Annotated in this window: 9 protein-coding genes and 1 pseudogene; 5 read left to right on the top strand and 5 right to left on the bottom strand. The window is 66.6% G+C overall.

Translation table 11 applies throughout. The annotated features are described in order from the left end of the window. Positions 1 to 209 precede the first annotated feature (209 nt). The 4 genes and pseudogenes from ACOGXQ_RS10395 to ACOGXQ_RS10380 form a co-directional block, all read right to left on the bottom strand. Entirely contained in the window at positions 210 to 3935 is a 3726-nt protein-coding gene (locus ACOGXQ_RS10395) for a fibronectin type III domain-containing protein (RefSeq protein ID WP_419947310.1), read from the bottom strand. Continuing rightward, complete coding sequence (locus ACOGXQ_RS10390; RefSeq protein ID WP_419947309.1) at positions 3895 to 4299, bottom strand: hypothetical protein; 405 nt, start codon at positions 4297 to 4299, stop codon at positions 3895 to 3897. Before ACOGXQ_RS10390 ends, ACOGXQ_RS10395 begins: the two co-directional genes overlap by 41 nt. A gap of 376 nt (positions 4300 to 4675) precedes the next feature. Beyond that, positions 4676 to 6217 (bottom strand): annotated as a pseudogene (locus ACOGXQ_RS10385) (IS1182 family transposase). Between the two features lie 176 nt (positions 6218 to 6393). Then, entirely contained in the window at positions 6394 to 7686 is a 1293-nt protein-coding gene (locus ACOGXQ_RS10380; protein ID WP_419947308.1) for a tyrosine-type recombinase/integrase, read from the bottom strand. A gap of 177 nt (positions 7687 to 7863) precedes the next feature. Between ACOGXQ_RS10380 and ACOGXQ_RS10375 the strand changes: the two genes are divergently transcribed. Continuing rightward, positions 7864 to 8514, top strand: coding sequence for a vWA domain-containing protein (locus ACOGXQ_RS10375; RefSeq protein ID WP_419947307.1), 651 nt, complete (start codon positions 7864 to 7866; stop codon positions 8512 to 8514). 256 nt (positions 8515 to 8770) lie between these two features. After that, complete coding sequence (locus tag ACOGXQ_RS10370) at positions 8771 to 9682, top strand: carbohydrate kinase family protein (RefSeq protein WP_419947306.1); 912 nt, start codon at positions 8771 to 8773, stop codon at positions 9680 to 9682. Positions 9683 to 9769: 87 nt separating this feature from the next. On the opposite strand, the gene ACOGXQ_RS10365 is transcribed toward ACOGXQ_RS10370, so the two are convergent. Then, positions 9770 to 10576, bottom strand: a complete 807-nt coding sequence (locus ACOGXQ_RS10365) for a methyltransferase domain-containing protein (protein ID WP_419947305.1) — start codon at positions 10574 to 10576, stop codon at positions 9770 to 9772. Between the two features lie 65 nt (positions 10577 to 10641). On the opposite strand from ACOGXQ_RS10365, the gene ACOGXQ_RS10360 reads away from it, so the two are divergent. The 3 genes from ACOGXQ_RS10360 to ACOGXQ_RS10350 all read left to right on the top strand — a co-directional run bounded on the left by ACOGXQ_RS10360 (position 10642) and on the right by ACOGXQ_RS10350 (position 14407). Beyond that, positions 10642 to 13080, top strand: a complete 2439-nt coding sequence (locus ACOGXQ_RS10360) for a xanthine dehydrogenase family protein molybdopterin-binding subunit (protein WP_419947304.1) — start codon at positions 10642 to 10644, stop codon at positions 13078 to 13080. 90 nt (positions 13081 to 13170) lie between these two features. Then, positions 13171 to 13854, top strand: a complete 684-nt coding sequence (locus tag ACOGXQ_RS10355; RefSeq protein WP_419947303.1) for a hypothetical protein — start codon at positions 13171 to 13173, stop codon at positions 13852 to 13854. After that, a complete protein-coding gene (locus tag ACOGXQ_RS10350; protein WP_419947302.1) occupies positions 13778 to 14407 on the top strand; it encodes a TauD/TfdA family dioxygenase in 630 nt (209 codons plus the stop codon). Before ACOGXQ_RS10355 ends, ACOGXQ_RS10350 begins: the two co-directional genes overlap by 77 nt. Positions 14408 to 14419: the final 12 nt, after the last annotated feature.

The raw sequence follows: 14419 nt of genomic DNA, 5'->3' as shown, positions 1-14419 counted from the left end.
TCAGCAAACAACCGACAACGATGCTCCGCCAACAACGCACACACCGACCCCCGCGCCAACAGATGCCCGCACACCACCGCCGCGTCCAACAACACCCGATCCCGACCCGCTGACCCCTGCACCCCACCAGTGTCCCACGCGCCACCCACCCCCCACGCGGAAATCACCGCCAACAAATCAGCGGACTCCTAGCAGGGCATGGTGGATCTCTAATCCACTGTTACTGTCACTTCCACAACCCGTTGATGGCCATCATCGTCGTCGAAGTCGGATTGGATGAATTCAGTCATGTCGCTAGGGTCAGTGGCATTCACAGCGGCGACACGCACAGAATACTCCGTGCCTGATGTCAACCCAGTGATCGTGTGACTCAGGTCCTCAAGGTCGGTGATCACTGATTGGCGTGATGTGTCGTACGACTGCGCACCCGATTTCCATTGCAGAACGTAGGCGTTTATCGCAGGTGTAGTCGTCCAGTACGGTTCTTGCCATCTCACATGAACCTCCCCGCCGCCGCTCTCCGCGGTCAGGATTCGCGGCCATCTGGTCTCGCAACCACCGTCAATCCACGGGTTCTTGTACGGCACAAGCGGAGGATCAACAAGAAATACTCGACTGAACGTGATGAAGCCTTCTTCCTTTGAGCAGAATCCCCCGAATGCATCCTTGAGAAAAACCCGAAACTCTGAGGCAAATGCAGAATCGCGAGCCTTTGTCAAGTCGGCGAAGAAGAGATCGAGGTCTACGCTCTCCATCGTCCCGTCACTGCTGTAGATGTCAAAGAACCACTGCGGCGTACGGCCGTGGATGATGTCTGCAACAACCGATCGTGTCTCAGGGTTCGGCGGTACTGATATGAGGTCGCACGCATACAGATATGTCCAGTCACCGGATCTGCCGTCGAGCGTCTCATAGGCGATCGCGTCAGCTATAGCCTCCCGATCGGGGACACCGCGGCCGCCACAGTTAGTCCCGACGAGCTGATTGAAGTAAAACTGGCCGATGGCTACCGACAAGGGGTTGCTAGGCGCACTTGGCAGAATCGTCAAGTGATGTGCAAGCTCGTGGAGGACAGTGTAGATGGAGCGATAGGTGTCAAGTCTCAGAGTAACGCTGCCAATATCGTATTGACCCAAATAGGAAATATCTGCGATCCGGATCCTGGGTCGGTAGCGGATCCAAACATCCTGAAGCCATTGGAAATCGTCGATGCGCGGACCGATCAATTCCTTGTCGATGTAGTCGTGCGCCGACACAACCTCCGCGGCGGCGGCGGCGTTCCCAAGTGACGAGCCCTGTTCGTCGAGCGCAGTGACGCGCACAACGTAGACGACGGAGGTCGTCAGTGGGCCGTAGATGACCGTCGAGGTCTTGCTCGCGTCGAGGGTGACGGCCTGGTCCTCCGAGAACTCCTCACCCCCGAGCCGCCACTCCACGCGATACAGCGTCACCGTCGATGCCTGCGTCGGGGCGGCCCAGTCCACGTGCATGCGCGTGTGGCGTCCGTCCAAGACGAGGTCGCGAGGATCGTGCGCACCGCCCGCAGCAGCAGCCGCATCCTTGGCGTCGGACCATGGCCCGGTGCCTGCCAGTGTCCTCGCGGCGACCCTGACCGATTGGGAATGATCGTTCGCGAGATCTTCGATCGTGTAGGCAGTGCTGCGCGGCGGCACCTCGGCTTCGTCGGCGTCATCCCAGCTGTCGGCGCCGGTGTCCTTCCATTGCACCACGTAGTGTGCTGTGCCGAGGCCGTCACCCGAAGGCGCTGACCATTCCGCAGTCACACGACCGTCGCCGGGCGTCAGCGTCAGTGCGCTTGGCTTGCCCGGGATGCCTGCGTAGATGAAGTCGGCTGTCGCTTCGCCCCCCTCACCGCTGTCGCTGACAGCGGTGACAGCGACAGCGTAACTCCCTGTTGACAAACCGGAGATGGCGTGCGAGCGCTCGGCAGCACCTTTGTCGGCGCTGTCAGCATCGTTCCACTCACTCGAAGCCGTCGGCCTCCAGCGCACTCTGTATCCAAGCACGCCGCCGAGTCCGCCATAGCTCGGCGCCGCCCACGAGACTTCGACACCGGCTTCCCGCTGCGCCGCTGCAAGTTCCGTGGGCGCAGAGGGCGATGCGCCGAAGAACGTATCGTCATCCACGCTCGGTCCCTCCTCCCCACCCTCGTTCACGGCAGACACCCGGACGGCATAGTGCTCTGCGCCTAGGCCCGCGATCGGGATGCTGTAGCTAGGCGACGTCACCGTCGCCTCGCCCCGTGCGCTTTCGCTGGTTGGATCCCACGGAAACCACTGGACTCGGTAGCCGCGGATTGGTGTCGGGCTGTATCTGGGTATCGACCAGAAAACGATCAAGTCGGCGTCGGATCCTGTTCCCCGAGGCTCGACGGTCAAGTCTCGCACCGCTCCAGGTTTCCTACCGCCGCCGTACACGGTGCTGGTTGCCCACCGGCCTGTGACAGCCTTGCCTGTGCCCGCCTCGACGACGGCGGCTACACGCACCTCGTACACCTCGTAGGTTTCGACCTCGATGAAGGCGAGGCCGATATTGCGTCCTGGGTCGTAGACGATTGCCTCGTTGCGCTCGGCATCAGTCCGCAGTTCCGTCGCGGAAGACCATGGCCGGTCCAGCAGCTTGTACTGCAGTCGATACGCAGTCAGCGCAGAATCGCCCCTGTCGGCGGGGTCATGCCACGTCATCAGAATGCCACCGTCATCGCCAGACGCATTCGGACGCAGATCAAGCGGCTCGCCCAAAGCCCCGTCGGCCAGCGTCGGCGTCCCTGCTGCTGAGACCCATCTGCCTCTCCCCTGCCTGTTCTCCGCGGCGACCCGCACCACGAATTCGATTCCGTTGTCGAGACCGATGAGAGTCGCGGAGCGCGCGTCGGCCCCGACTCGACGGCCGATCGTTTCAAACGTCCACAGATCACTCGCCATTCGGAACTGAACCACATAGCCGGTCACCTCAGACGCGCCGGAATCTTCAGGCGGCAGCCACTCGATCTCCAATTCGGTATGTGCCGCCTCGACGCTCAGCTCCAGCGGCGCTGACGGCGAACCGGGCGCGGGAGCGTCACGGTCGTCGACCGCTTCGCCCCGCGTGCCTTCCGGCGTGCTGCCCTCCGGTGCGGAACCCTCCGGCGTGCTGCCTTCCGGCGTGCTGCCTTCCGGTGCGGGACCCTCCGGCGTGCTGCCCCCTTGACGTTCCGTCGGCGGTGCAGCGCGTTCGGCGTTGTCGCAGTCGTCAGCAGGTCCCGCCAGTGCGCGTCGAGCGGCGTGGTGCGCGTCGGCGATGCGTGCGCCGGGCAGCTGCTCCTCGATGGCGGCGCCGAGCGCGTCGGCGCCACCGACAAGCACGACCTGCGCCGGTCCGAGATCGCTGACCGCATCACGGGCAGATTCGCCAGCGTCATGCGCCGAAGCGGCGAAGAGAACAACGCTGTCGCCCAATGCGCCAGCCAAGGCCGCCGCCGTGCCGACGTCGACCGGAGAGCGGCCGTTCGCAATCACCGCCGCAGCGACGCAGTCGGCCGCCGATGCCCGCGCGACCGCAGCAGCGGTGTGCTCACGCGCCTCGCCGGACAGCCGACGCGACTTGGCATTGCCAGCCGCGGACACCGCGTCAGTGCGCAGCCGCTCGGACAGAACCGCTGTGCCGCCGATCAGATAGACCGTGGAGACCTGATACTCGCCGAGCAGCATCGCCGTCTCGCGCCCGAGTGCGTCGGCACCCGAATACAGCACAGCGTCTGCGCCCCCAGCGGCCACCAAGGCCGCGGCGGCACCCACATCGGCCGGCGACGAGCCGTTGGCCAGCGCTACTCGTACAGCGCCGACGTCTGCAGAAGGGTGACCCAGTGCACGCCGCGCCGCTGCTGCTGCGGTCTCAGTGCGCGTCGCGCCCCAAAGACGCTCCACAGATGCCATCGGGGCCAGCGTCGAGACCTGCGCTTCGAGAGTCTTGGACAGCACCGCGGTGCCGCCGACAAGCAAAACCCCTATCCCCCCCCCCCCCCCCTAATGAGTCCATGGCGTGTCCGAAAACACCCGCCGCGCCGTCACCCAAGACATCAGCAGCAGCAGCGATCACCAACGCATCAGCCTCACCAGACGCCACCAAGGCAGCAGCCACGCCGACATCGGCGAACGACTCCCCATTGGCGACCGCCAGCACGACACCGCCACCGCTGGAGTTGTCGACTTGCGCCGACGCGTCCCCCAACGGCAGCCAGAACACACCGCCCAACAACGCGATGCAGCAGAGCGCGCACAGCACTCGCCTCCCAAGCATATGGAGCATATGGACGACCTTCACGCCGCGTCAGTCGGCTAGCGCGTCAGTCGGCTAGCGGACTCTGATTACACACGCCACAACCATAATCTCCGACCAGCCGATGCTGCGACGAGTCCTCAACGGACGCGCCAGCACATCGTCGGCACGGACAGGGCATATGACACCGCAAAGTTCGTGGCCGCCGCCTTCAGAACTGGATCCACGCCTGCAATCTCCACCGGCACCACACCGCCATCGCAGCCACACCCGCCAACCACGTCAACAACCTCGCTGGGCATTACATGCGTGTCATGGTTCGGGGTGTGGCAGCGCCGGCGGGATGATCCCGGACTGGTTCGGCGGTGTCGTCGGTGCGTTTTGGGTGTGGTGGGGGTCAGGTGATGGCCCAGCGGGTGCCGTTGTGGTGCAGTCCGAGGTTGGTGAGGCGTTGGAGGTTGACTGCTGCGGCGCGCAGCCGCAGCCAGTGCCGGTTCTTGGCGGTGCCGAGGTAGGGGCATCTTCGGGCTCGGCGGACGAGCCAGGCGATGCTGCGCTCGGCGAGGGGCCGATGCTGTCGGTAGTCGTCGGCGAACTCGGTGGTGCGGGCTTGCGCTCGGGCGGCGGCGGGCAGGTCGTGGTGGGGGTGGATCTGGATGCTGTGCCCTGTCTTGGCGGTGGTGCAGCGTGATCGTTGGGGGCATCCGCGGCAGTGCCTCCCGAAGGTCGCGGTGCCGGTGGCGCTGATGGCGGCCGTGACGCCCTCAGGGCATGTGACGGTGCCGGAGAACTCGCCGTTGTGGGGGTCCTAGCTGTAGTCGATGTCGAAGTCGTCGAGGCTGTGCCCGCCGGGGACCGCGGTCCGCAGCGGCGGGGGCTTGATCACCGCTGCCATCTGCGCAGCGCGCAGGTCGGCTCGCAGCTTGCCGGTTCCATAGGCGCTGTCGGCGAGCACCACGGTGCCCGCCGGCTCGCTGGCGAGCAGTCCCATCGCCGCGTCAGCGTCGCCCATGTCGCCTGGGGTGAGATCGGCTGCGGTGACAAGACCCGTGTCGGGCTCAGCCGCGATGTGGGCCTTGAAACCGTCGCGGTAGCTGTGAGCGGTCTTGTGGGCGTGCCGAGACTCGGGATCGACAACGCTGATCACCCGGTGCTTCGCCGTGCCCTGCGCGATCCGCCACCGGCCCGGCTCGTCCCCGGCGGGCTCGGTGTCCTGGCCCGCGACCAGCCCCAGCAAGCCCACAGCGTCGGCTTGGGAATCGTCCAGATCGAGGTCGGCTGCGGCGCCGATCAGCTCCAACGCGTCATCCACCAACTCGCTCACGAGCCGCTGCTCGTCGGCGGGATCGTCCCAGTCCACCACCGGCCCCGCCACATCCAGATTGCGCTCGCGCACCGGGACCTCGCCCAGCTCGCCCACCAGCCTGCGCACCCGCCGAATCTGGTTCACCAGCATCGACACGGTGTCCTGACGGGCGACAGCGTCGTCGAGCACCGTCGAATCCAGAACACGCCGGGACCGCCCAGCCACCGCCCCGGTCTCGGCGACCAGCTCCCGCACCGCGTCGAACACCCGATCAGGCCGCTCGCCGGCCCGCAGCCGGTTGCGCCACAACGTCAGCACCGTCGGGTGGAACGCCTCATCAGTCACAGCCAGACCCGCCGCGGCCTTCCACGCCAGATCGGTCTGCAAACGCCGGCACGCCATCCGATCCGACAGGCCCTCAAACGCCTGCAGCACCAACACCACAGCCACCACCCCGCCCGGCACCGACGGACGGCCCCGCCCAGACCCGAACAGATCCTCGAACATCTCATCGGGAAACAGCCGACCGCGATGCTGCGCCAACAGCGCATGCACCGACCCCGCCCCCAACAGATGCCCGCACACCGCCGCCGCATCCAACAGCACCCGATCCTGCTCCGCCGTCCCCTGCATCTGACCAGTGTCCCGCGCGCCCCACAACCGGACGCGGAAATCGCCGTCAATAAATCAGCAGTCTCCTAGGAGGGTGGTCGGAAATGGGGATCTTGCCGACACAGCAAGTCCCTGACCTGTGGGTTTGCATCTGACAAACGCCGAAACAGCGGCTTTCCGACCACCCTCCTAGGTGGCTACTTGCCTGCCTGAATGTCAGCGAACAGGCTTTCAAGCGTCTCAGGATCGCTGACAGCCGACAGACAGAAATGCGCCCATTGCTGCATCATTTCGCGTCGCAGTTCGACATGATCTGAGCGCTTGTATGCGGCTTCTGTCTCATTGGCTTTCGCGTGGGCGAGCTGAATGTCTATGAGCCATTCAGGGTGACCTTGCGCCATAGCCCAGTCAGCGAAGCTGTTGCGGAAACCGTGAACGGTGGCAGCGTCGCCGTACTGATCTTCAAGCCCTGCGGCTTTGACCAATTTGAGCATGTCAGCATCCTGCAAAGTGGCTTTGCCTTGCTCAGCGAACACAGCGCCCGAAGGCTCACCCTGATATTTGCGCCAAGGCGCTTCGGCTGCGCCTGCCGTTATCGCCAACACCTGAGCGCTCAAAGGCTCATCATGCGCTTTGCGAGACTTCATCATGTCGTAGGGCTTGTTCCAACGAGCTGCCGCAATGTCAAACTGCGACCATTCGGCGCGGATTGTCTCAGCGGAACGCCTTGCTGTGAGGATCGTGAACAGCAAGCCCAGTTTGCGCATTGCTGACTGCTTGCTCATTGGGTTGTGATATTCGGCAATCTGCTTCACGGCTTCAGGGATTTGCTGCCAAGGAACAGCGCGATGATGCTTGCGTTCTTTCTTGGGGCGCTGAGCAAGTGCCTTGCGAACACCTGCGCTGATTGGCGACATGTCAAGCTGCTTTGTCGCTACAAGCCAGTCAAAGACGTTGCGCGTGTAGAACAGCAGTCTGTCAGCGACCGTAGGAACAGCCAGCCAAACAGGTTCGTTCTTATCAGGGTGCGGCTGTTCCAAAGCAGCCACTATGTCGGCTTGCCGAATCTGGCTGACTGGCAGGCTGCCGATTTTCGGCAGCATGTAGGTGGACATTTCGCGTTCACGGTTTGCAAGCGTGCGGGCTGTGTTCGACAGCGTGCGAACGAAAGCAGCCTCAGCGTCAGCGAAGGTGAGCGCTCCTGTGGCTGCCGCTGCGCTCCTAGTGCGAACATCGTTGCCGTGTCGTGTCTCGCGCAGGTTGTCGAGTGCCTGTTCGCGGGCTTCTGCGAGGCTGACAATCGGATATTCGCCAAGCCCTACATGAGTGCGCCTGCCGTCGATCTTTATCTGCTGAATGAACGTCTTGGTTGTTCTGCCGTCTTTGCGCTGGCTGATCCTGAGCGCCAGCCCGTAGCGACCGTCGCCCAAGACTCTCGGGCTGCCGTCTGGCTTCGGTCTTGCGTTGCGTATTGCTGTGTCTGTGAGCATTGCTGCCTCCTTGCTGTGTTCCTGAATATGTATAGGCGAACGGCAGTAAGCGTATCAAAGAGGATTTCTCGGGACCAACTAGGACACTGGGCTAGAAGCGTTGCCGCAGGTCACACAACTATTTTCGGTACTTCTGCGGACACTGGCGAACATTGGCGGTAGCCGCCGCCGCCATAGTTGACGAATTCGTCATACTTCGACGGCGGCTACGACGACGACATCGACGAATTCACCATCAGTGTCGAGGCCGCACCGTCGCCGTTCGCAGACTCTGACGACCTGTTGCTGAGGGTGGGCGTGCAGGCGCCCCATATCGTGTCGGATGCGCTGCGACCCGACAGCATCATCCTGGTGCTCGACAGCTCGGGCTCGATGAATGAGCAGATCGGCACCGGCAACGACAGGTCCCGGCGCATCGAGCTGGTCTACGACGCCGTCGACCTGCTGCTCGAAGGGCTCGAGCCCGAGACCCGGGTGGGCGTCGTGGCCTACGCCGACCGTGCCCAGACGGTGGCGAGACCCGCGCCGGTCGGCCGCAATCACGACGACCTGATCCGTCGCATCCAGCGGGACGTGCGGCCCGACGGCAGCCCCAACGTCGCCGGCGGCCTCGTCACCGGCTATCGCATGGCCGAAAGCGAGGCCGACCGGGGACGCCATGTGCTCGTGCTGCTGTTCTCTGACGGCGTCGCCAACGTCGGCGCCACCGAGACCGACCGGATCCTGCGCCAGCTCGGCGAGCGCTCCGACATCGGGCTGTCCACCATCGGCGTCGGCCTCGGCGTCGATGCGCCAGCTTCGCACCGAGGCCGAGGCCGTGGCTCGTGACTTCCGCGGTGACGCCGATGTGGCCGAGCTGGCCCGGCTGATCGCAGCGGCACAGCGCTTGCAGTAGGTCGTACCGGTCCGGGCCGTCCCGCTGCTCTGACCGGTGCGGGCGGCGCCCCGGCAGCGCTCTTCGGCTCAGGAGCGTTCGCCGGGGCACCGTCGCGCCCGCAGCGGCGCAACGAGCCCAGTGCCGATCAATGCCAGACCGACCGCTCACGAAGGTCGTACGCCAGACTGCCGCGATGGGGTTCGGCCGGTGATCGTGTGCTGCGGCGAGGCGCTGGTGGACGTGCTCGATGGGGCTGAGTGCCGATCAGTGCCCGGAGGCGGTCCGATGAATGCCGCTGTTGCGGCAGCTCGACTCGGGGCCCCGAGCGCATTTGTCGGACGGGTGTCGACCGATGCCGACGGAGAGCTCATCTGGGGGCACTTGCAGCGCAACGGGGTCGATCTGCGAGCGTGCGAACGAGGCCCCGAGCCCACAGCGCGGGCGATGGTCAGCTTCACGCCGAGCCCGTCGTTCCGTTTCGAGGGCGACGGCACTGCTGACACCGCACTCGAATCGGCGGAGCTGGCCTCGCTCACGCCCGGCCCGCACATCGTGCACGGGGGCACGCTCGGCATGTTCCGGGGCCGAGCCGCCGACGTGCTGGCCCAGCTCGCGGAGCGTCACCGCGGCATCGTGTCGCTGGATCCGAACGTCCGGCCAGCGGTCATCACGGACCGGCAGCGCTGGGACCGCTTCCATCACCGATGGCTGCAGGCGTGCGACCTGTACCGGGCCTCCGACGAGGATCTCGACTGGATCTGGCCCCGACGCCCCGCCGTCAACTGCGCGGCGGAGCTGCTGGAGGGGCGAACCGTGGCGGTGATCATCACCCGTGGCTCCGATGGCGCGACGGTCTACACGACCGAGGGCGCCGTCGACGTGGCGGCGCCGAGCGTGGCGGTCGTCGACACGGTCGGCGCCGGTGACGCCTTCGTCGGCGCAGTGCTCGTCTCGCTGTGGAATCTGCTGGGCGCCGACCGGTCGGCGCTGGCTTCGCTCGGCCTGGCCGAATGGCGTTCCATCGCCGAACGAGCCGCCGTCGCCGCCGCGATCACCTGCACACGCGCCGGAGCCAACCCTCCCTTCGCGCATGAGGTCGAAACTGCTCGTGCCCGCTGAGCGCAGCGCCGCACTTCGGACCGGGTGCTGGCAGCCTCCCAGAGGAGTGCCAGTTCGAGTCTTCTCGACGAAGGAACGCCGGCCGCGTCAGGCGACCTGCGCCAACGCCTCCGCGTGAATGAAATGGAAGTAGCCGTCGGGGGTATCGGCCCATGCGCGCCAGGCGGCGGCAATGTCCTCCATCTCGGCGGCGGTGGCATATCCGTAGTCGACCGCCTGCTCGGCGAAGCTGCTCTGGAGAGACCGCTCGGCCCAGGAATAGCCCCAGTTGCGCCGTGTCTCGGGCGTGAAGAACTGCCACACCGACGCTGACATCTGCACTTCGGCCAACCCAGCGCTGCGGAACCACGAGTAGAGATGCCGGCCCGCATCTGGCTCGGCGCTGTTGTGCCGGCAGACCTGGCGATACACCTCGCGCCACCGGGTGATGCCCTCGCTGGACGGAAAGCCCCGCATGGTCGAGTAGTCGGAGTCGCGCGCCGCCACCCAGCCGCCGGCTCGCACGACGCGTGCCATCTCCCGGATCGCCGCCACCGGATCTGAGAGGTGCTGCAGCACCTGGTGGGCATAGGCCACGTCGAAACTGCCGTCGGGGTACGGCAGCTCGTACACCGACTCCTTGGCGAGCGTCACGTTGCCGACATCGGCCTCTGCGACGGTGGTCGCGGCAGTAGCCAGGATGTCGTCGCCCACCTCGATGCCGGTGACGTGGCCGTGTGCCGCCCAGCGTGCCAAGCCGACGGTGATCGAGGCCGGGCCGCAGCCGACGTCGAGGATGCGGGAATCGGGCGCGATCAGGTGGCGCGCGAACGCAGCACAGTCCTCCGCTGTGCGCCGCGCGTGCTGGTTGACCACCGTCGAGTGGTGGCCATGGGTGTACACGTCGCCGGTCACGGCGGCAGCGTAACGAGCACGTTCGCCCGGTCCTGTGCAAGCACCCCTCACTAGCCTCGCCGCTCATGGCTGGGTCGATCCTGGGCAACGAAGTCCGGCGGGTCGAAGACCCCGAGCTGCTCACCGTCGGCGGCCGCTACGTCTACGACCACCACGCCGGCGGCATGTGCCACGCAGTGTTCGTGCGGTCCCCCATCGCCCACGCCGTCATCGAGGCCATCGACACCGCCGAGGCCGCCGGGGCGCCCGGCGTGGCGGCCGTGTGCACCGCCGCCGACCTCGGCCTCGCGCCGCACCCCGTGTACGTCAAGGTGGCCGACGAGTTCGCCCGCTCCCCCCTGGCGGTCGACAGGGTGCGATTCGTCGGCGAAGCGGTTGCGGTGGTCGTCGCCGAAACGCTGGCCCAAGCGGTCGATGCCGCCGAGCTGGTCGAGGTCGACTACGGGCGGCTGCCTGCCATCAGCGATGCCGAAGCGGCGCTCGTGCCCGGCACACCGGTCGTCTTCGATGGGCGGCCTGACAATGTCGCCACCCAGATCACCGATCCGCCCGGCCACGACCCGCTCGAGGGGGCTGCACACGTGGTGCGGGGCCGCTACGTCAACCAGAAGCTCGCTGCGGCACCCCTGGAGCCGAACTCGTGCGCGGCGATCCCGGGCAGCGACGGCCGCATGACCGTGTACTGCGCCACCCAGATGCCGCACCTGTCCCACACCCTGCTCGCGGCAGCGCTCGGCTGGGAGCCGCAACGGCTGCGCTTCATCGCCCCCCACGTCGGCGGGGGCTTCGGGGCCAAGGCGGGCCTGCATCACGAGCACACCGTGGTGACTGCGCTGGCGGACCGCCTCGGCCGGCCCGTCACCTGGACGCCGGGCCGCAGCGAGGACATGGTGACCCTGGCGCACAGCCGGGCGCAGGTGCAGTACGCCGAGCTCGGCGTGCGAGACGACGGCACCTTCACCGGGCTGCGTGTCCGCCTCGTCGGGGATGCCGGCGCGTACCCCGACCTGGGCACGATGCTGCCCGCGGGCACCAGGCGGATGTCCCACGGCACCTATGCATTCGGGGCGATCCGGTTCGATGTCGTCACCGGCGTCACCAACACGACGCCCATGGGCGCCTACCGGGGGGCCGGACGGCCCGAAGCTGCCGCCCTGCTGGAACGCCTGGTGGATCAGGCGGCCATCGAGACCGGCATCGACCCCATCGAGCTGCGACTTCGCAACTTCATCAGACCCGACGAGTTCCCCTTCGACACGCTCACCGGTCTCACCTACGACAGCGGAGACTTCGCCCTGTCGCTGCGGCGGGCCGCCGATCTGGCCGGCTACGACGACCTGCGGGCCTCCCAGCAGGAACGCCGGGCGCGAGGCGACGTGCGGCAGCTCGGCATCGGCGTCGCCAGCTTCGTGGAGGTGACCGCCAGCGGGCTCAGCGCGGAGTTCGGTGCCGTGCGCATCGAGCCCGACGGCGGCGCCACCATCCGTGTCGGCACGAGCGCGCACGGCCAAGGGCACCACACGACGTTCGCCCAGATCGTCTCGGCCCGCACCGGCATCTCCGTCGAGCGCATCGGTTTCATCCAGTCCGACACCGACCTGGTGCCCCGCGGCAGCGGCACCGGCGGATCGCGCTCGCTGCAGGTCGGCGGCACGGCGGTGGCCAATGCCACCGATCTGCTGGTCGAGCGAGCGCAGCGGCTGGCCGCACACCTGCTGGAAGCCAACCCAGACGACATCGTGCTCGACGTCACCGCCGGCACCTTCAGCGTGGCCGGCGTTCCTGCGCGCACGGTGGACTGGGCGACGCTGGCTGCTTCGATCGACAGCGCTCCTGATGACGTGAGGGGCGAGCCCACGGCAGCAGAGATCCAGGCAGCCGAACGCGGCGAGCCCATCGACCCCGGACTCGCTGCACAGCTCGACTTCGACCAGGTCCACGCCACCTTCCCCTTCGGCGCGCACATCGCTGTCGTCGAAGTCGACACCGAAACCGGCGAAGTCCACTACCTGCGCCACATTGCGGTCGACGACGCCGGCACGGTCATCAACCCGCTGCTGTTTGCGGGCCAGCAGCACGGCGGCATCGCCCAAGGAGCGGCGCAGACACTCTTCGAAGAGGTGGTCTACGACGCCGACGGCAATCCCCAAACGAGCACGCTCATGACCTATCTCTTCCCCTCAGCGGCGGAGTTCCCGAGTTTCGAAGTGCACCACACCGTCACCCCCACGCCGCTCAACCCGCTCGGCGCGAAGGGCATTGGCGAGGCCAGCACCATCGGTTCCACCCCGGCGCTGCAGAACGCCGTCATCGACGCCGTTGCGCACCTCGGTGTCCGCCACATCGACATGCCCATGAGTCCCCAACGCGTGTGGGAGGCGATCGCTGCGGCGCGAGCCGGCAACGCTGCCGATCCGTGGCGAGAGCCGCCCGAGATCTTCGCAGCGATGGCGGCCGGTCAGGAAGCCGACCCCGAAGGTCTCGCCGCCGCCGACAGCATCTGAGCGAACGCAGCGTCGCCGACTCAATACACGACTGCACGGTTCCGGTCATATGGACCGGTCAGCCGGGCGGGCTGTGAGACAATTTGGCCAGTGACCGAGCGGGGTTCTGCCCATCCGCCCACACCGGACTGCCCCACTCCGGACTACTACCGCTACCCGTGGTCGGCGCTCGCTTCGGCGTGTCTCACCGCGCACGGCACCGCCCAGCTCGCATGGCCCGACGGAACGACACTCGAGTGCCATCCAATGTGGCTGCGAGAGAACGCACCCGGTGCCGGCGGCATCGATCCGGTGACGCGTGAGTGCGAACTGGACCCTGCTCATATCGATGCCCGTCTGTCGCTCGGCCGGATCGAACTGGACGGTGGGGCGCTCGAGGTGACCTTCGAGCCCGAGCACCGCGAGGCCAGGTTCCATCCGGGCTGGCTGCGCCATGTCGCCGACCAGATGCACCGGCCGTTCGCGGTCATCCCCGAGCCGGTGCCGTGGACAGCAGCGCAGTGCTCCGAGCCGGCGACTCGCGACGGAGGAGCCGTCCTGAGTCACGACGATGCGCTGGCCGACGCTCTGTGCGATCTTGCCCGCTACGGCCTGCTGCGCCTGGCCGGCTGCGGCACCGATCCCGGCACTGTCGCCGAGATGGCAGGTCGCATCGGTGCCATGCGGGACTCCAACTTCGGGCTGACGTGGCACGTGGATGTCGACATCACGCCCACCTCGCTGGCCAATACGGGACAGCGGCTGGGCTCCCCACACCGACCTGCCGACACGTGAAGTGCCACCCGGGCTGCAGATGCTGCACTGCGTGGAGAACAGCGTCGAAGGCGGCTGGTCGACGATGGCCGATGGCCTGGCCATAGCCGACCATCTGCGAGCGCACGAGCCGGACGCATTCGAGGCACTCACCACGCTGGAATGGGTGTTCTTCAATCGATCACCCGACCACGACCACCGCTGGCAGGGACCGATCATCGACACCGGCGACGGCCGGATTCCCCACACGTACCGGGCATTCCACCCGGTGCGGGCCTTTCCCGCCATGGCGGCGCACGATCTCGACCGGGCCTATGCAGCGATGCGCGTGCTCAGCTCGACAGCCAGCTCGGACCGGTTCCAGATGCGCTACCCGTTCCGATCCGGCGACATCGTCGTGTTCGACAACCGGCGCGTGCTGCACGGACGGGACGCCTTCGAACCTCACGCCGGGACACGCCGGCGGCTCATCGGCACCTACATCGACGCCGACGAGTTCTACTCGCGGCTGCGGGTACTGCTGCGCCGCCGCCCTGCCGCATCGCGCACCGGACAAGCCGGTGCTGAAAGCTGACCGCGCCCGGTC

Origin of the sequence: Candidatus Poriferisodalis sp., assembly GCF_965208485.1 — a bacterium.
Lineage (GTDB): Bacteria > Actinomycetota > Acidimicrobiia > Acidimicrobiales > Poriferisodalaceae > Poriferisodalis.
The sequence above is the reverse complement of the archived record's forward strand: the minus strand, read 5'-3'. Positions and strand labels throughout refer to the sequence as shown.